This window comes from Burkholderia sp. YHN3-13 (assembly GCF_055810675.1).
The window spans coordinates 1-17882 of record NZ_JBVVNQ010000020.1 but is presented as its reverse complement, the minus strand read 5'-3'; the positions used below and the strand labels follow the sequence as shown (position 1 = coordinate 17882).

Here is a 17882-nt window from a genome sequence, read left to right as displayed (position 1 = left end):
CGATGACGGGCCGCGTTGCGCGGCCCGTGCTTTTTTTGCGGCCGCGTGGCGGGCCGCTCAGGCGCGCGGCGTATCGGGCTCGACGACGTCGCCGCCGAGCAGGTGCACGCCTTCGCGCAGCTTCACGAACGCAGCCGCGACGGCTTCCGGCTCGCCCTTCACGCCGAGGTCGATGTGACGGCGCGCATAGATGCCACCGCGCTCCGCATCGCCGACGCTCGGCAGGCTGAACACGCGCACGCCCGGGAAATCGCGCTCGATGCGCTCCATCAGCGGCGTGAGCGTCGATTCCGGCAGCTCGAACACGTACAGCGAGCGCTCCGCGTGCGGCGTCGCGTGATGCAGGTGCGCGTACTTCGTGTCGAGCACCCATTCGATCATCGGCCAGGCCATCACCGGGAAACCCGGCACGAAGTGCAGGTCGCCGGCCGAAAAACCGGGAATGCGGTTATAGCCGTTCGGGATGATGGTCGCGCCCGCCGGGAACACGCCCATGTTGAAGCGGTGCTGGTTCTCCGGCGAATCGAAGTCGACCGGCGTGGCCGGATCGGTATGCGTTTCGCGGATCCGCTCCGAAATCAGCACCTTCGCTTCCGGATGCAGTTCGAGCGGCACGCCGAGCGCGGCGGCCGCGCACTGGCGCGTGTGGTCGTCCGGCGTCGCGCCGATTCCGCCCGTCGAGAACACGATGTCGCCCGACGCGATCGCACGCGCGAGCGTCGCCGTGATGCGCGCCGGATCGTCGCCGACGTATTCGGCCCAGTCGAGCGCGAGGCCGCGCGCGCCGAGCAGTTCGATGACCTTCGCCAGATGCTTGTCCTGCCGCCGGCCCGAAAGGATTTCGTCGCCGATGATGATGATGCCGATGCTCATGCCTGCCCCATGTCGATTGCGGTGGCGCGCGCACTCGCGCGCAGGTCCTCCAGCGCGCGCAGGCAGTAGTGCCCGAACCACAGCGCCGAGAAGACGAGGATGAAAGCGTAAACCCAGATCATGGCCGCCGCGACGAATGGAAACAGCACCATCATCCAGACCGACGACACCCATACGAAGGTCGGTACGGTGCCGAGCAGCCCGGTCGCGACGCCGATGCCGATCAGCGGCCAGCGGTGGCGGCGCACGAGCGCGCGGCGCTCGTCGCGGCTCGCGTGCAGCGCGAGCGCGTCGTAGGTCATCACGCGGTACGTGAGCCAGCCCCAGATCACCGGCGGCAGCAGCGCGAAGAACGGCGGGATCAGCCACAGCGGGATCGTGACGACGAGCAGCACGACGCCGACCAGCGCCGCGCCGAGCGAATTGAACACGCTGCCGAAAAAGGTACCGCCCCGCTTCGGCTCGAGCGCCGCGAACTGCCGGTTCGACAGGTGCTTGATCACGACCGGCATCGAGATCGTCGCGATCAGCAGCAGCACGGTCAGCACGATCAGCGGAATCGCGAGCGACACGACCACGAACGGCGCGACGACCGCGTGCAGCTGCGACATGCCGATCGCATCGAACGCGCGATACAGCGCGGCCGTCAGCACGAAGCCGTCGAGCGCGCCGCGCGCGAGATCCAGCAGCGTCTGCCACGAAAACCACAGCACGGCGCCCCACAGCAGCGCCGAGACGACGAACGGCATCAGGGTGAGCCACAGCATGCGCGGGTGCAGCGCGCTGGCGATCGCCCGGACGAAGGAGCGCAGCAAGTCGTTCATGCGAACCTGTATCGACGGAGAAAAACGGGGAAAGGATAAACCACACGGCCCGCATGCGCCGAAGCGCATGCGGGCCGTGTGGGAATGCCGTTCAACGGGAGCGGGATCGCGTCAGGCCGACGCCGCGCCGCGCTTCGCGGGGAACAGACGCCGGAAGATCCGCACGAACGCGAGGCCGTGCTGCGACCAGAAGCCGTCGCCGTAGGACACGCCCTCGACCTGCTCGCGGATGCCGGTCGGCTCGACCGTGCGACTCCACGACGCGGTGCCGAACATCATGTCCCACCACGGGAACAGCACGCCGAAGTTGCAGCCGTACTTGGTGCCTTCGTGACCGTAGCCGACCGCATGGTGGCGCCGATGGAAGATCGGGCTGACGAGCAGGCGCTCGCCGAGCCAGCCGAACGACAGGCGCGCATTCGTATGCTGGATGCTCTGCATGAAGTTCGTGAACGCGGTCAGCACGACGAACTGCGACGGCGTCACGCCGATCACGAGCGCGATCGCCGCGAAAAAGCACGACTGGATCACGTCGTCGAGCAGGTGGTTGCGGTCGTCGCACCACAGCGACATCTGCCGCTGGCTGTGATGGACCGCGTGCAGCTCCCACCAGATGCCGAACTTGTGCTGCCAGCGGTGATACCAGTAGCCGGCGAAGTCGAGCACGACAAGGTAGATCGCGAACGCGACGATCGGCTGCGAGGTCACGCCCGGCCACAGGTAGTCGAGATTGACGTTCGCGACGCCGTGCAGGCGCAGCCAGGACTGGAAGCTGTCGAACACCGGCTGCAGCGCGAAGAAGAAGAACAGCGTGTAGATGCCGAGCTTCGAGATCGCCGTGTAGATCACGTCGACCCGCACCGCGCGGCGGTTTTTCCAGCGTTCGACCGGCAGCAGCGCCTCGAGCGGGCGCAGCAACGCGAACATCAGCACCATCTGCAACGCGCCGATGATCACCCAGTACAGCGCGTCGTAGGTGTCCTCGTCATAGTCCATCAGGTTGAACTTGAAGAGGAGCGGCTGCACGACGTCGACGTACAGCCAGGTCTGGATGTCCGACACGAACGCATCGATCAGGTGCAGCATCGTTCGCCTCCGCCCGTCACGCGCCGTTCGCCGCCTTCCACGGCGCGCGGTCGTAGAAGTAGATGCCGTGCGGCGAGCGGCCGACGGCGATCGTCTGCACCAGCTTGCGCGACGCCAGGTCGATGATCCCGACCTTCTTCGCGAAGCGGAACGTCACCCACAGCGTCTTCTTGTCGGCGGACAGTTCCATGTCGTCGGGGCCCGGCAGCAGGCCGGTGATGTCGCCGACGTTGGTGAGGGTGTTCTCGTCGATGATGCTGATCGTGTTCGCGACGCGGTTCGTCACCGCGACGTGCGTGCCGTCGGCGAGCGAGCGGAAGTTGTGCGCGCCCTTGCCGGTGTAGATCTGCTTGACGACCTTCTGGTTGCGCCAGTCGACGACCGCGACGTAATCCGCGCCCGTCATCCCGACCAGCAGGAATTTGTCGTCCGGCGTGAGCCACAGGCCGGCCGGCACCTTGCCGACCTTCATCTTCCACTTGACCGTCTGCGTCGGCAGGTCGATCGCCGCGATCTCGCCGGACACCTGCAGCGACACGAGCAGCGTCTTGCTGTCCTTCGTGAATGCGAGGTGGCTCGGCATCACCGCGAGCGGCACGCGCTTCACGAGGTGCAGGTCGCGGCCGTCGTAACCGTAGATGTCGACGCGGTCGAGCCGCAGGCCGGCCGCCGCGAACCATTTGCGGTCCGGCGAGAAGCCGAGCTGGTAAGGATCGTCGATCCCTTCGACGGTGCGCTGCAGCTTGCCCGTCTTCGGATCGAGGAACATCAGGCTGTTCGAGACCGAATTGGCGACGATCAGCGACGCATTGTCGGGCGTCGCCATCAGGTGATGCGGCTCCTTGCCGGTCGGCATCGTGCTGACGACCTCGCGGGTCTGCTGGTCGATCAGGGAAAGCGTCGCTTCGGCCGAGTTGAGGACGATCACGTTATTCGCGTGTGCGGCGGGCGCCAGTACGGCGGCGGCCAGCGCGAGCGTGCGGCCGAGGGAAAGGAAAGTGCGCATGAAGACTCACGTCGAGGAACAACCGTCATTGTAAAACGTTCAACCGGCCGCGCCGGTTGACGGCGGTCGGTATTGCGCCACTTCGACGCACGCCGCGGCGGCCGGACGAGCCGCCGCGGCAAGCACCGTACGGCCGGCCGGGGCCATCCGCCGCGGCGGGCCCGGGACGCCGATGTTGCGCTAGCGCTGCATCGACTCCCAGACCTTGTGCAGACGCTTGACAGAGACAGGCATCGGCGTGCGCAGTTCCTGCGCGAACAGCGAAATCCGCAGTTCTTCGAGCAGCCAGCGGAATTCCGCGAGCCGCGCATCGGCGACGCCGCCGCGCTGCGACACCGCGCGCTGGTACTGCTGGACAAGCGGCAGCAGGTCGGCCGACTGCTTCGCATCGCGCGCCGGATCGGCCTTCAGCTTGTCGATGCGCAGCGCGATGCCCTTCAGGTAGCGCGGGAAATGCGCAAGCTGCGCGTAAGGCGTGTCGATCACGAAGCGCTTGCCGACCAGCGCGGCGAGCTGCTGCTGCAGGTCCGCATGGGCCTGCGCGAACGGCTTCGCCTGCGCGAGCTTCTTCACGAGCCCCGCGTATTCGGCGAGGATCTGGCCGACCAGCCGCGCGATTTCCTGCGCGAGCAGGTTCAGGCGGCTCCGGCCCTCGTCGCGGCGCGCGTGGAAGCTTGCGTCGTCGTCGGGCAGCGGGTCCTGCAGGCACGCGCGGTCGAGCGCCGTATCGATCAGCTGGTCGCGCAACTCGTCCTGCGTGCCGAGCGACATGTACTGCATCGCCATCTCGCGCAGGCCCGGCAGGTTCTTCTCGAGGAACTTGATCGGCTCCTTCAGCTGCAGCGCGAACAGCCGCCGCAAGCCGGCCCGGTGGATGCGTGCGGCCTCCTCCGGCGAATCGAACACCTCGACGTCGCAATGCGTGCCGCGGTCGACGAGCGCCGGGTAGCCGTACAGCGTCTGGCCGCGCCGGCGGATTTCCAGCAGCTCGGGCAGCTTGCCGAAATTCCACGTCGTCAGGTTCTCGTACAGCGCCGTCGCGCCGGCTTCCGCCGGCGCGGCCGTCTGCGGCGCCGCGCCCTTGCCTGCCTTCGCGTTACGGCCGGCGGCACCGGCCGTGGCCGCCGCCGGCGCCTGGCCGACCGGCTGGCCCGCATCGACATCGCCGCCCGTCGCGATCGTCGACGCCGCCGCGATCTTCTGGAACTGCTGCTGCGCCTGCGCGCCGAGCTCCTGGCGAAGCTGCGCGAGATTGCGCCCCATCGCCAGCTGGCGGCCGTGCTCGTCGATCACCTTGAAATTCATGAACAGGTGCGCGGGCAGCGTCTCGAGCTTGAAGTCGGCCGTCTTCATCGCGACCTGCGTCTCGCCGCGCACGTCGGCGATCAGCGCCTCGACGAGCCCGCCCGCGCCGAAGCGCTCGCGCCCCATCCGCTCGACGAAGCCGGCCGCGTATTCGGGCAGCGGCACGCAGTGCCGGCGCAGCTTCTGCGGCAGCGACTTCAGCAGCAGCTGCACCTTTTCCTTCAGCATCCCCGGCACGAGCCACTCGCAGCGGCGCGCATCGACCTGGTTCAGCGCGTACAGCGGCACCGCGAGCGTCACGCCGTCGCGCGGCGTGCCGGGCTCGAAGTGGTACGTGAGGGCCATCTCGACGCCGGCCATCGTCGCGCGCTTCGGGAACAGCTCGGTCGTCACGCCGGCCGCCTCGTGGCGCATCAGGTCGTCGCGCGACAGGTACAGCAGCCGCAGCTTGTCCTCGGGCTGGCCGCCCTTCTTCACTTCGTCGCGATACCAGCGCTCGAACGCCGCGCCCGTGTGGATCCCCTCGGGAATCGCCTGGTCGTAGAACGCATAGATCAGCTCGTCGTCGACCAGCACGTCCTGACGGCGCGACTTGTGCTCGAGCTGCTCGATGTCGGCGAGCAGCTTGCGGTTGTGCGCGAAGAACGCGAGCTTCGTGTCGAACTCGCCTTCGACCAGCGCACCACGGATGAACAGCTCGCGGGCACGCGCCGGATCCTGCTTGCCGAACGCGACGCGCCGGCGGTGGTAGATCGGCAGCCCGTACAGCGTCGCGCGCTCGTACGCGCTGACCTGCGCCGGGCGCTTTTCCCAGTGCGGCTCCGACAGCGATTTCTTCAGCAGGTGCGCGCCGATTTTCTCGACCCATTCGGGCTCGATCTTCGCGAGGCAGCGCGCGTACAGCCGGCTCGTCTCGACGAGCTCGGCCGCCATCACCCAGCGGCCGGCCTTCTTCGCGAGCGCGGAGCCCGGCCACAGGTAGAACTTGATGCCGCGCGCGCCGAGATAGTGCGGATCGTCGTCGGCCTTCAGGCCGAGGTTGCCGAGCAGCCCCGTCAACAGGGCCAGATGGACCTGTTCGTAGGTCGCCTCGACTTCGTTCAGGCGCCAGCCGTGCTCGCGCACGACGGTCAGCAACTGCGAATGGACGTCGCGCCATTCGCGCAGCCGCAGGTGCGACAGGAAATTCTGGCGGCACGCGTCGACGAGCTGGCGGTTCGACTTCTTGTGCGCGACGGCCTCTTCGAACCATGCCCAGATCTTCAGCCACTGCAGGAATTCGGAACGCTCGTCGGCAAACCGGCGGTGCGCCTGGTCGGCCTGCTCCTGCGCGTCGATCGGCCGGTCGCGCGGGTCCTGCACGGACAGCGCGCTCGCGATGATCAGCACCTCGCGCAGCGACTGCTGGTCGCGCGCGGCGAGAATCATCCGGCCGACGCGCGGATCGAGCGGCAGCCGCGCGAGTTCGCGGCCGAGCGGCGTCAGCGCGTTGTCGTCGTCGACCGCGCCGAGCTCGTTGAGCAACTGGTAGCCGTCCGCGATCGCGCGGCCGGGCGGCGGTTCGAGGAACGGGAACGATTCGATCGCCGTCAGGTGCAGCGACTTCATCCGCAGGATCACCGACGCGAGCGACGAGCGCAGGATTTCCGGATCGGTGAAGCGCGCGCGCGCCTGGTAGTCGCTTTCCTCGTACAAGCGGATGCAGACGCCGTCGGCCACGCGGCCGCAGCGGCCCGCGCGCTGGTTCGCGGCCGCCTGCGAGATCGACTCGACCTGCAGCTGCTCGACCTTGTTCCGGTACGAATAGCGCTTCACGCGCGCAAGGCCGGTGTCGACCACGTAGCGGATGCCCGGCACTGTCAGCGAGGTTTCGGCGACGTTGGTCGCGAGCACGATCCTGCGCGCGTTCGACGCCTTGAACACCTTGTCCTGGTCGGCCGCCGACAGCCGCGCGAACAGCGGCAGGATCTCGGTGTGCGGCGGATGGTGCTTGCGCAGCGCCTCGGCCGCCTCGCGGATCTCGCGCTCGCCGGGCAGGAACACCAGCACGTCGCCGGGGCCCTCGCGGCACAGCTCGTCGACCGCGTCGACGATCGCGTCCATCAGGTCGCGCTCGGCTTCGCGCGCGGTCTTCACCCGGTCGCGGCCGCCCGTGCCTTCGGCATGCTTCACGGCCGGGCGATCCTCGGCCACCGGGCGGTAACGCATCTCGACCGGATACAGCCGCCCGCTCACCTCGATCACGGGCGCCGGGCGCTCGTCGGTGCCGAAATGGCGCGCGAAGCGATCGGCGTCGATCGTCGCGGACGTGACGATCAGCTTCAGGTCCGGCCGCCTCGGCAGGATTTCCTTCAGGTAGCCGAGCAGGAAATCGATATTCAGGCTGCGCTCGTGCGCCTCGTCGATGATCAGCGTGTCGTACGCCTTCAGCAGCGGGTCGGTCTGCGTCTCGGCGAGCAGGATGCCGTCCGTCATCAGCTTCACGGACGCGCCCGGCGCGAGATTGTCGGTAAAGCGCACCTTGTAGCCGACCACCTCGCCGAACGGCGTGCCGAGTTCCTCGGCGATCCGGCGACCGGTCGACGACGCGGCGAGCCGGCGCGGCTGGGTATGGCCGATCAGGCCCGTGCCGCCGGCGCCGAGGCCGCGGCCGAGATCGAGACAGATCTTCGGCAACTGCGTGGTCTTGCCCGAACCCGTTTCGCCGCAGACGATGACGACCTGATGACCGGCGATCGCGCGCGCGATTTCGTCGCGCTTGCCCGACACGGGCAGGCTTTCGGGGTACGTGATCGGCGGGACGGGATTCGGCGCGACGACCGCTCGCGGCGGACGCTCGCGGCGCGGGGCGCGCTCGCCCGATGCCTGCGGTACGCCCTTCGCGGCCGGCTGGCGCGCGTCGCCGCGCCGTTCGTCGCCGCGCCGTTCGTCGCCGCGCGGCCCGCGCGGTGCGTGTGCCGGCGGGGCCGCCGGCTGGTCCTGCTGCTGGCGCGGCGGCTGGCCCTGCTGCCCGCGTGCGTCGGCCGCACCATCCGGGTGCCTGGCCGACGGCGTATTGGCCCGCGTCGGCGCGGGACTTTTAGAAACATTCGACATGGGGGCGCATTATAATCCCGCCCATGAATTCCCAAACCGACCTCCCCCCCGCCCAGACCAGCGCCGCGACGCCGCCGGCCGCCGACGATTCGGCCGCCAGCCACGCGCAATTCGTCGACTGGATGCGCTCCGTCGCGCCCTATATCCACAAGTTCCGCAACAGCACGTTCGTCGTGGGGTTCGGCGGCGAGGTGGTGCAGCAGGGGCTGCTGAACGCGCTCGTGTCCGACATCGCGCTGCTGCAGGCGATGGGCATCCAGATCGTGCTCGTGCACGGCTCGCGCCCGCAGGTCGAGGAGCAGCTGAGCCTGCACGGTGTCGAATCCGAGTTTTCGCACGGCCTGCGCATCACCGATGCGCGCGCGCTCGAATCCGCGAAGGAAGCGGCCGGCGAAGTGCGTCTCGACATCGAGGCCGCGATCAGCCAGGGTCTGCCGAACTCGCCGATGGCGCACGCGCACATCAGCGTCGTGTCGGGCAACTTCGTCACGGCACGGCCGGTGGGGATTCTCGACGGGGTCGATTTCGCGCATACGGGCATCGTGCGCAAGATCGACGCCGAATCGATCCGTCATTCGCTCGCGAGCCGCAAGCTCGTGCTGCTGTCGCCGCTCGGTTTCTCGCCGACCGGCGAGGCGTTCAACCTGTCGATGGAAGACGTCGCGTCGGCGGCCGCGATCGCGCTGCGCGCCGACAAGATCATCTTCCTGACCGAAGCGCCGGGCATCGTCGACGACGAAGGCGGGCTGATCCGCGAAATGTCGCTCGACGCGGCGGCCGAGCTGCTCGATTCCGGCAACATCCAGGGCGACGACGCGTTCTTCCTGAAGCACTCGATCCGCGCGTGCCGCGGCGGCGTGACGCGGGCGCACCTGATTCCGCAATCGCTCGACGGCAGCATGCTGCTCGAACTGTTCCTGCACGACGGCGTCGGCACGATGATCTCGTACGAGAACCTCGAAAGCCTGCGCGAGGCGACGCCGGACGACGTCGGCGGCATCCTGTCGCTGATCGAGCCGCTCGAGACCGACGGCACGCTGGTGCGACGCGGCCGCCACCAGATCGAACGCGACATCGACCACTTCTCGGTGATCGAGCACGATGGCGTGCTGTTCGGCTGCGCGGCGCTGTACCCGTACCAGCAGGAGAAGATCGGCGAGATGGCTTGCCTGACGGTCGCGCCGGAAGCGCAGGGCTCGGGCGACGGCGAACGCCTGCTCAAGCGCATCGAGCAGCGCGCCCGCGCGCGCGGCCTCACGCACATCTTCGTGCTCACGACGCGCACCGAGCACTGGTTCCTCAAGCGCGGCTTCGTCAAGGTCAGTGTCGACGACCTGCCGGAAGACCGTCGCAAACTCTATAACTGGCAGCGCAAGTCGCTCGTGCTGATGAAGCAGCTCTGAGCGCAGGCACGACTGCCCTCCCCCCAGTTCGATTACAGGAGAAGTACACGATGGCTCGAATGATCCAATGCGCGAAGCTCGGCAAGGAAGCCGAAGGCCTCGATTTCCCGCCGCTGCCGGGCGAACTCGGCAAGCGCATTTACGAGAGCGTCTCGAAGGAAGCATGGCAGGGCTGGCTCAAGCAGCAGACGATGCTGATCAACGAAAACCGCCTGAACATGGCCGACCCGCGTGCGCGCCAGTACCTGATGAAGCAGACCGAAAAATACTTCTTCGGCGACGGCGCGGACCAGGCGTCCGGCTACGTGCCGCCGACGGAAGGCTGATGACGTGACGCGCGGCGCCGGCAGCGCGGCCACATGATCCGACGAACAACGGCACCGTGTCCCGCACGGTGCCGTTTTTCTTTCGGGCGCATGCGCCCGGCGTGCGTCAACCCGCCGGTTTCAGCGTGCCGCCGTCGCCCGGCTGTTGCGCGCCGCCGCTCGCGCTGTCGGCGCTGCCGCCTTCGGTGCCCCATTCCGCCGCATCGCTGCGTTCGGCCGTCGACAGTTCGTCGGCGCGATAGCCGGTGCGGTTCAGCAACGCCAGCATGCAGACGAGCGACACGAGCGCGTAGAGCCCCGATGCGACCGCGACGCCGACGATGCTGCCCGTCGCGTTGAGGATCGCCTGCGCGAGCACCGGCGTGCCGCCGCCGACGACCAGCGCGCTCAACTGGTACGCGAGCGACAGGCCCGTATAGCGGATGTTCGCCGGAAACACGCGCGCGAGCACGCCGCCGACCGCGCCGTAGAACATCGCCGACGGAATCGTCGAGATGCACATGCCCGCGACGGCGACCCCGTACGAACGCGTCGCGAGCGCATGGAACATCACCGGCATCAGCACGATTTCCGGAATCAGGATCCAGCACATCGCGCGCCGCATGTCGACCTTCGACACGAACCATGCGCCGACCGGCTGCATCAGGAACTGCACGACGAGCGAGATCGACAGGATGCCGAGGAACGTGCCCTGCGCGTAGCCGAGCTCCTTCGTCGCCCACGACAGCGCGAACGTGCTGCGGAAATACGTGACGTTGATCACGGGCAAGGTGCCGGCCGCGAGCAGCACGACCACCCAGTGATCGCGCACGACGTCGCGCAGCGGCAGCTTCACCGTGCGCTTGCGCGCGAGCACGCGCTGCATGTCGGCCGATTCCTCGAGCTTCAGCCGGATCACCATGCCGATGATCACGAGCACGGCCGACAGCAGGAACGGAATGCGCCAGCCCCACGTCAGGAACGACGGCGTCGGCAGCGCGCTCAGCGCGAAGAACGCGGCGGTGGCGAGCAGGTTGCCGGTGGGCGAGCCCTGCTGCGCGAACGCCGCATACAGGATGCTGCGGTGCTTCGGCGCGTTTTCGCTCGCGATCAGCACCGCGCCGCCCCACTCGCCGCCGACCGCGATGCCCTGCAGCACCCGCAGCACGACGAGGCCGGCCGGCGCCCAGACGCCGATCTGCGCATAGCCGGGCAGCAGGCCGATGCCGGTCGTCGCCAGACCCATCATCACCAGCGTGATCACGAGTGCGGTCTTGCGGCCGACGCGATCGCCGAGATGCCCGAACACGATGCCGCCGAGCGGCCGCGCGGCGAAACCGGCCCAGAACGTGACGAACGCGAGCAGCGTCGCGACGCCCGGGTCCATCGTGCTCGCGAAGAACACCTTGCCGAACACGAGCGCCGCGGCCGTGCCGTAGATGTAGAAGTCGTACCACTCGATCGTGGTGCCGACGAACGCCGCGAAGGCGGCGCGGCCAGGCCGCGGCAGCGCGGCGCTCGGGGATTGCGGACGGCTCATCGATGTCTCCTGTTGGGTGATCGGGGGCGCGACTCGCGCGCGCCTTTCCCGGGTGGCCGGCATCGCGCCGCCGGCCGGCGGCGTGATGTCAGCCGGGCGCCGGGTCCGGCGCCGTTTTCAGCACGCCGGCGTCGAGCAGTTGCTGCTGAAGCGCACGATCGACGCCGAGCCGGTCGAGCACCGCGCGCGTGTCGCGGCCAAGCGCGGGCGGAGCCGACCGATAGGTGGCCGGCGTGCGCGACAGCTTCACCGGCGACGCCGTGCCGCGATACGCGCCGATCTCGACGAACAGGTTACGGTGCAGCGCATGCGGATCGTGCGCGACGTCGGCCACCGTCCGCACCGGCCCGCACGGCACGCCGGCCGCCATCAGGTCGCGCGCGAGCGGCTCGCATGCGTGCGCGGCGAGCCGCGCTTCCAGTTCGGCCTTCAGCGCGGGCCGGTGCGCGCAGCGGCTGCGGTTATCGACGAAGCGCGCGTCGCCCGCGAGCGCCGGCGCACCGAGATGCGCGACGAGCCGCGCGAACTGCCGGTCGTTGCCGACCGCGAGGAAGATCGGCACGGTCGCCGTGCGGTAGCTGTCGTAGGGCGCGATGTTCGGATGCGCGTTGCCGCTGCGCTCCGGCACGCGCCCGGAGCCGAAGAAGTTCGGCAGGTGCGGATGCAGCAGCGATACACCGCAGTCGTACAGCGCGATGTCGATCGACTGCCCCTGCCCGCTTTTCTCGCGCTCCGCGAGTGCGAGCAGGATGCCGGCGAGCGCGTTGAGCCCCGTGACCATGTCGACGATCGGCAGGCCGATGCGCGTCGCGTCGCCGTCGCGCTCGCCGTTGACGCTCATCAGCCCGGCCATCGCCTGGATCACCGCGTCGTAGCCGGGCAGCCCGCCGAGCGGGCCGTCGTCGCCGAAGCCCGTCACCGCGCAATGGATCAGGCGCGGAAAGCGCGGCTGCAGGTCGCGCGCATAGTCCATCCCCCAGCGCGCGAGCGTGCCGGGCTTGAAGTTCTCGACCAGCACGTCGGCCTCTTCCAGCAGGCGCCACAGGATCGCGCGCCCTTCGGCGCGCGACAGGTCGAGCGCCAGCCCTTCCTTGTTGCGGTTGACGCCCATGAAGTACCAGGCCGTGTCGCCGAGGAACGGCGGCCCCCAGCCGCGTGTTTCGTCGCCGGCGGGCGGCTCTATCTTGACCACCGTCGCACCGTGGTCGGCGAGCGCCTGCGTGCAGTACGGGCCGCCGAGCACACGACTCAGGTCGACGACTTTCAGGCCGTCCAGCGCACCGCGGGACGCGCGCGTCACGTTCGTTACGTTCGTTGCGCTCATCGTTCGACCTCCGGCAGCAGGTCGAGCGCCGTGTCGAGCGCGACCGGCGTGCCGCGCAGCAACGCATCGAACGCGGCCGACTCGTCGTCGCGCAACGCCGGCGCGAGCGGATCGACCGGCAGCAGCTTGTGGCGCACGAGCAGGTGCGCGAGCGCGAGACGCCGGAAATCCGGCGCGAGCCGCACGCCCTCGCAGGCCATCAGCACGGCCGCGCTCGCGTAGTACAGCGCGGACGCGGCCTGCCGCACGTGCGCGTCGTCGCCGTCCGCCGCGACTCGCGCCAGTGCATCGCATGCGCGCGCGAGGATGCGCCGCAGCGCCGCGCGGCTCGCGTCGGGCAGCGGTGCCGCGCCGAGCCGGTCGCCGAGGAACGCGCGCAGCGCGTCGAGTGCGTGCTCGCGCTGCGCGGCCCGCGCAACGTCCAGCGCGACGATGTTGCTCGTGCCTTCCCAGATCGAGCCGAGATGCGCATCGCGCACGAGCCGTGCATCGCTCCATTCCTCGATGTAGCCGGTGCCGCCGCGCACTTCCATCGCATCGCCCGTCACGCGGCGCGCATCGCGGCACGCGCGGAACTTGATCAGCGGCGTCAGGATCCGCACGCAGCGCGCGGCCTGCTCGTCACCGGCGTCGGCCTGCGGCAGCAGCAACGCGATCTGCATGAACATCGCGCGGGCAGCCTCGGCCGGCAGCAGCATTTTCATCAGCTGGCGCTGCATCAGCGGCATCTCGATCAGCTTGCGGCCGAACGCCTCGCGATGCGCGGCGACGTGCAGCGCCTCGTTCAGCGCGCGCCGCATCAGCCCCGCCGCGCGCACGCCGTTCGACAGCCGCGACATGTTGATCATGTCGGCCATCTGGTGAAAGCCGCGGCCGATCTCGCCGATCAGCCAGGCCTGCGCACCGTCGAGCACGATCTCGCCGCTCGCCATCGAACGGCTGCCGAGCTTGTCCTTCAGGCGCACGATCCGGTAGCGGTTGCGCGTGCCGTCGGGCAGCGTCTTCGGCAGCAGGAACAGCGCGAGGCCCTTGATGCCGTCCGGCGCGCCGTCGGGCCGCGCGAGCACCATCGCGAGGTCGGCATCCGCGTTCGAGCAGAACCACTTGTCGCCGGTCAGGCGCCAGACGGTCCCGCCGTGCGCGTCCGTCTCGCGCGCGGCGCGCGTCGCGATCCGCGCGACGTCGGAGCCGGCCGCCTGCTCGGTCATGAACATCGCCCCCTGGTACAGCGTGTCGAAGTCGCGCGACGCGAGCATCGGCAGATAACGCGCGACGAGCGCCGGATCGCCGAAGCGGCGCAGCGTGCGCGTCAGCGAGTCGGTCATGCTGACCGGGCAGCACAGCCCGAACTCCGCCTGCACGAACAGGAACGTCAGCGCGTACTTGACGAGCGGCGGCACGGATTGCGCCCCGTGGCTCATCGACGCGAGCCCGAGCTCCGCATACGCAACGCGTTCGAGCGCGACATACGCGGGATCCTTGTCGATCCGCTGCACGGCCTCGCCGCGCCGGTTGCGATGCTCGAGCACGGGCGGATGCTTGTCCGCGCGCGATGCCCATTCGTCGAGTTCGCCGGACACGCGTGCCCCGAGCGCGCGCAGTTGCGGCTCGAGTTCGGCATAGTGCGCATCGCCGAGGTGCAGCTTCAGCAACGCGCCGAGGTCGGTGTCGGCGGTGAAGAAATTGATGCCCCGGCTGTCGGGGATGTTGGATGTGCCGGGGTCCGGCGCGCCAGCGGTGTCGTTCATGCGAGTTGTCTCCTGAGTTGCCTGCGCGTTGATCCGGCCGGCCGGGCGCCGCCGCCCGCTGCCGGCTCCGCGCGAAACCTTCCGCAGAGCGTAGGCGCGCGATCGATAAGCGTCCAATACAGGATTCATCCGGTACGATAGATGTCGCTTATCGATGCCGACGCCAGGAGGAGACACCGTGGAACTGAGGCAATTGCGCTATTTCGTGGCGGTCGCGGAGGAGCTGCATTTCGGGCGCGCGGCGAAGCGCCTGTTCATCTCGCAGCCGGCGCTGAGTTTCGACATCCGCAAGTTCGAGGACACGCTCGGCGTGCAGCTCTTCTCGCGCACCAACAAGACCGTCGCGCTGACCAACGCGGGCGAGGTGCTGCTCGGCGAGGCACGCCGGCTGCTGCTGCAGGCGGCCGAGGCCGAGCGCCTGACGGTGCGCTCCGCGTCGGGCCTCGCGGGCCGGCTGCGGATCGGCTTCGTCCATTCGATGCTGTATCGCGGGCTGCCCGACGCGGTACGGCGCTTCGAAACCGACTACCCGGGCGTCGAGGTCGTGCTGAGCGAGATGAACACGCATGCGCAGGTGCAGGCGATCCAGCGTGGCCAGATCGATCTCGGCTATGCGCACTGGGGCCACTTCCCGCCCGAAGTCGAATCGGTACCGGTCTATGCGGAACCGTTCGTGTGCTGCCTGCCGGCCGCGCATCCGCTCGCGCGGCGCAGACAAGTCGCGCTCGCCGCGCTTGCGACGGAACCGTTCATCCTGTTTCCGCGCGAAGCGGCGCCGCACTATCACGACCTGATCATCGCGCAGTGCGTGAACGCGGGATTCAGTCCGTTGATCCGCCACGAAGCGCGGCTGTGGCAGACGATCCTGTCAATGATCGAGTTCGGGATGGGGGTGGCGCTGGTGCCGCGCGTGCTGCAGCAGGCGAAGAGCGACCGGCTCGCGTTCCGGCCGCTGAAGGATGCGTCGCTCGAATCGCGCACGCTTGCGCTCAAGCGCAGCGGCACCGCCGAGCCGGTCGCGCTACGCTTCGCCGACTACGTGCGCGCATCGATCGACGGGCTGCCCGCGCTCGCGGGCTGAACGGGCGGTCGGCGGCGGGTGCCGGCGGACATTCGAAAAAATTTGCAGAAAGGGCTTTACAGGCCCTCAAAGCCCTGACATAATTTCAGCTTCTTTGGGCGGTTAGCTCAGCGGTAGAGCACTGCCTTCACACGGCAGGGGTCACTGGTTCGATCCCAGTACCGCCCACCAAAGAATTCAAGGCCCTGCGTCTCACGACGCAGGGCCTTTTCGTTTTGCCGCGCCGGATTCACGACGCAGCCGTTGTCACCTCCTCCACGTATCCGCGGCCTCGATCAACACGCCCCTTCCTGCGCGCGCGCGGATTTCCTGCGCGCGCGCGGATTTTCACCTGCGGAAAATCAATGTCCTCGCGGTCAACGCGCTGGAGTTCCGTGCGCTTTTCCAACAATATCGCCGCATTGCCAATCGGAATCCCGCGCAGGAACGCTGTCTCTCAAACTTTGATGGCCATCGATGCGCGTCAATTTGCCAAGCATCGATTGCTTGTATCGGCTGATGCAAATCAGGGAAATGCGCGATCAACGGCAAAATCGTTCATTTCTTCGCGGATCAACGTCCGCTGGTACCACACCGTCTTCCGACCCGGCGGACGAACAAAGATCAGACATTTCATTCAGGCCATTAGCAAGCTTTCAACACGAAAGAAAGAAAATTGCCAGTGTAATTTTTGGTAATTCTTCTGTAACATTTGTAGAAATCCGGATGCATAGAATCCTTACACCAAATAACAACCAGCCGAATCGGCATCGCATTTAGGCACGAAATCTTGACTTGCGATGGTCAGAGCTGGTGATAGAGATTGACACCCATGGCACAAGAGAAGAACGACTACACCCTGTGGCTTACCGGTCTGAGCGGCGCCGGCAAGTCAACCCTCTCGCGCGAGATCGCCAGGCAGTTGCGCGCGCGCGATATTCCGACATGCATACTCGACGGCGACGAATTGCGGGCGGGCGTGTCTCCCGATCTCGGTTTCTCGCGGGAAGATCGTACCGAGAACTGCCGTCGCACCGCCGAAATGGCGAAATTGCTCAATGCGCAGGGTTTTACCGTCATCGTCGCGCTGATCTCGCCTTATGAAGCCGACCGGCAACGGGCACGACATATCGTGGGCGCAGATCGGTTCGTCGAGGTTTATCTGAAAACCGATATTGCAACCTGTTCCGCACGCGATCCGAAGCAGCTTTACGCAAAAGCGTTCACCGGCCAGACGACGCAATTCACCGGCATCTCGGATCCCTACGAAGTTCCGGCCGCGCCCGATGTCGTCGTCGAAACCGGAGCGATGGATATCGCGTCTTCGGTTGCGCACATCATGGCCTTCGAGCGGCAGCGGTTCACGCACGTTTGATACCGCGCGGTTTTATTCCCCTTCAGGCAACGCGCGGTTCACGTTGCACCGACTGGACCGGCCGTCATGGCCGGTCCGGCGCAGGAAACACCACACGGCGGAGTCGCCGTCACCGCCAAACCGGTCCGGTCCACCGGCATTCACCGAATGTCCGCCGGTAAAGCCGCAACGCGCTGCGACATGATCGAGTCGCGGCCACGCGAGCACGGCCGAATCGTTGCACGACTTACCCCACCCGCTCCGCCGTCGCATCGAACGCATGCTTCGCCTTGTCGACGATCTCGTCGACTTCCGCCTCGCGAATCACGAGCGGCGGCGACAGCAGCATCCGGTCGCCGGTCGCGCGCATGATCAGGTGGCCGTTGAAGCAGAAGTCGCGGCAGATCGTGCCGATATCGACGTCCGCACCGAACCGCTCGCGCCGGCCGCGATCGCGCGCAAGCTGAACGCCTGCGACGAGCCCCGCGCCCGCAATCTCCCCGACGATCGGATGGTCACCCAGCGCATCGCGCAGCCGACGCTGGAAATACGGCCCGATATCGGTCTTCACGCGCTCGACGATGCCTTCGTCGCGCAGCAGCTTCAGGTTCGCGACCGCGACGGCCGCCGCGACCGGATGGCCCGAGTACGTGAGGCCGTGATTGAATTCGCCGTTGTCGATGATCGGCCGCGCCACGCGCTCGTGAATGCCGACCGCCCCCATCGGCACGTAGCCCGACGTGAGGCCCTTGGCCATCGTGATCAGGTCCGGCTCGAAACCGAAGTACTGATGCGCGAACCATTCGCCGGTGCGCCCGAAGCCGCCGATCACCTCGTCGGCGACAAGCAGGATGTCGTACTTGCGACAGATCCGCTGGATTTCCGGCCAGTACGTCGACGGCGGGAAGATCACGCCGCCCGCGCCCTGGAACGGCTCGCCGATGAACGCGGCAACGTT

At 67.8% G+C, this 17882-nt stretch carries 14 protein-coding genes and 1 tRNA gene; 6 read left to right on the top strand and 9 right to left on the bottom strand.

Going from position 1 to position 17882, the window contains the following annotated elements:
• Positions 1–57: 57 nt before the first annotated feature.
• The 5 genes from AC0KUR_RS31210 to hrpA form a co-directional block, all read right to left on the bottom strand.
• The gene (locus AC0KUR_RS31210) at positions 58–873 is read right to left on the bottom strand and encodes a competence/damage-inducible protein A (RefSeq protein WP_049034902.1); all 816 of its coding nucleotides are present in this window, start codon (positions 871–873) and stop codon (positions 58–60) included.
• Positions 870–1697 carry an EI24 domain-containing protein gene (locus AC0KUR_RS31205; RefSeq protein ID WP_034188962.1) on the bottom strand — a complete coding sequence of 276 codons (828 nt, stop codon included), beginning with the start codon at positions 1695–1697 and terminating at the stop codon, positions 870–872. Before AC0KUR_RS31205 ends, AC0KUR_RS31210 begins: the two co-directional genes overlap by 4 nt.
• A 111-nt stretch (positions 1698–1808) precedes the next feature.
• Positions 1809–2783, bottom strand: coding sequence for a sterol desaturase family protein (locus tag AC0KUR_RS31200; RefSeq protein WP_034188963.1), 975 nt, complete (start codon positions 2781–2783; stop codon positions 1809–1811).
• A 16-nt stretch (positions 2784–2799) separates the two neighbouring features.
• Positions 2800–3789, bottom strand: coding sequence for a YVTN family beta-propeller repeat protein (locus AC0KUR_RS31195; RefSeq protein WP_034188964.1), 990 nt, complete (start codon positions 3787–3789; stop codon positions 2800–2802).
• A 180-nt stretch (positions 3790–3969) separates the two neighbouring features.
• Positions 3970–8190 (bottom strand): ATP-dependent RNA helicase HrpA, encoded by a 4221-nt coding sequence (gene hrpA, locus AC0KUR_RS31190; protein ID WP_473376845.1) that lies wholly within the window; start codon positions 8188–8190, stop codon positions 3970–3972.
• A 23-nt stretch (positions 8191–8213) separates the two neighbouring features.
• Between hrpA and argA the strand changes: the two genes are divergently transcribed.
• Together argA and AC0KUR_RS31180 are read left to right on the top strand one after the other, a co-directional pair.
• Positions 8214–9593, top strand: coding sequence for an amino-acid N-acetyltransferase (gene argA / locus AC0KUR_RS31185; RefSeq protein WP_034188966.1), 1380 nt, complete (start codon positions 8214–8216; stop codon positions 9591–9593).
• Between the two features lie 50 nt (positions 9594–9643).
• Complete coding sequence (locus AC0KUR_RS31180; protein ID WP_006478357.1) at positions 9644–9919, top strand: oxidative damage protection protein; 276 nt, start codon at positions 9644–9646, stop codon at positions 9917–9919.
• 106 nt (positions 9920–10025) lie between these two features.
• Here AC0KUR_RS31180 and AC0KUR_RS31175 read toward each other — a convergent pair whose 3' ends face one another.
• From AC0KUR_RS31175 to AC0KUR_RS31165, 3 genes are all read right to left on the bottom strand, one after another.
• Positions 10026–11438 (bottom strand): MFS transporter, encoded by a 1413-nt coding sequence (locus tag AC0KUR_RS31175; RefSeq protein ID WP_059562051.1) that lies wholly within the window; start codon positions 11436–11438, stop codon positions 10026–10028.
• Positions 11439–11526: 88 nt separating this feature from the next.
• Positions 11527–12762 carry a CaiB/BaiF CoA transferase family protein gene (locus AC0KUR_RS31170; protein WP_473376844.1) on the bottom strand — a complete coding sequence of 412 codons (1236 nt, stop codon included), beginning with the start codon at positions 12760–12762 and terminating at the stop codon, positions 11527–11529.
• Positions 12759–14510 carry an acyl-CoA dehydrogenase family protein gene (locus AC0KUR_RS31165; protein WP_069706955.1) on the bottom strand — a complete coding sequence of 584 codons (1752 nt, stop codon included), beginning with the start codon at positions 14508–14510 and terminating at the stop codon, positions 12759–12761. The genes AC0KUR_RS31170 and AC0KUR_RS31165 overlap by 4 nt, the downstream gene beginning before the upstream one ends.
• 178 nt (positions 14511–14688) lie before the next feature.
• Here AC0KUR_RS31165 and AC0KUR_RS31160 point away from each other — a divergent pair, with 178 nt between their 5' ends.
• The 4 genes from AC0KUR_RS31160 to cysC all read left to right on the top strand — a co-directional run bounded on the left by AC0KUR_RS31160 (position 14689) and on the right by cysC (position 16945).
• Positions 14689–15591, top strand: coding sequence for a LysR family transcriptional regulator (locus AC0KUR_RS31160; RefSeq protein ID WP_124609681.1), 903 nt, complete (start codon positions 14689–14691; stop codon positions 15589–15591).
• A gap of 96 nt (positions 15592–15687) precedes the next feature.
• Positions 15688–15762 (top strand) — tRNA-Val (locus AC0KUR_RS31155).
• 203 nt (positions 15763–15965) lie between these two features.
• The gene (locus tag AC0KUR_RS31150) at positions 15966–16268 is read left to right on the top strand and encodes a hypothetical protein (RefSeq protein WP_473376843.1); all 303 of its coding nucleotides are present in this window, start codon (positions 15966–15968) and stop codon (positions 16266–16268) included.
• 134 nt (positions 16269–16402) lie between these two features.
• Positions 16403–16945, top strand: coding sequence for an adenylyl-sulfate kinase (gene cysC, locus AC0KUR_RS31145; protein WP_034188971.1), 543 nt, complete (start codon positions 16403–16405; stop codon positions 16943–16945).
• A gap of 226 nt (positions 16946–17171) precedes the next feature.
• Here the strand turns inward: cysC and AC0KUR_RS31140 are convergent.
• Positions 17172–17882, bottom strand: a 711-nt coding sequence (locus AC0KUR_RS31140; RefSeq protein WP_473376842.1) for an aminotransferase class III-fold pyridoxal phosphate-dependent enzyme, incomplete at its 5' end; no start/stop codon positions are given.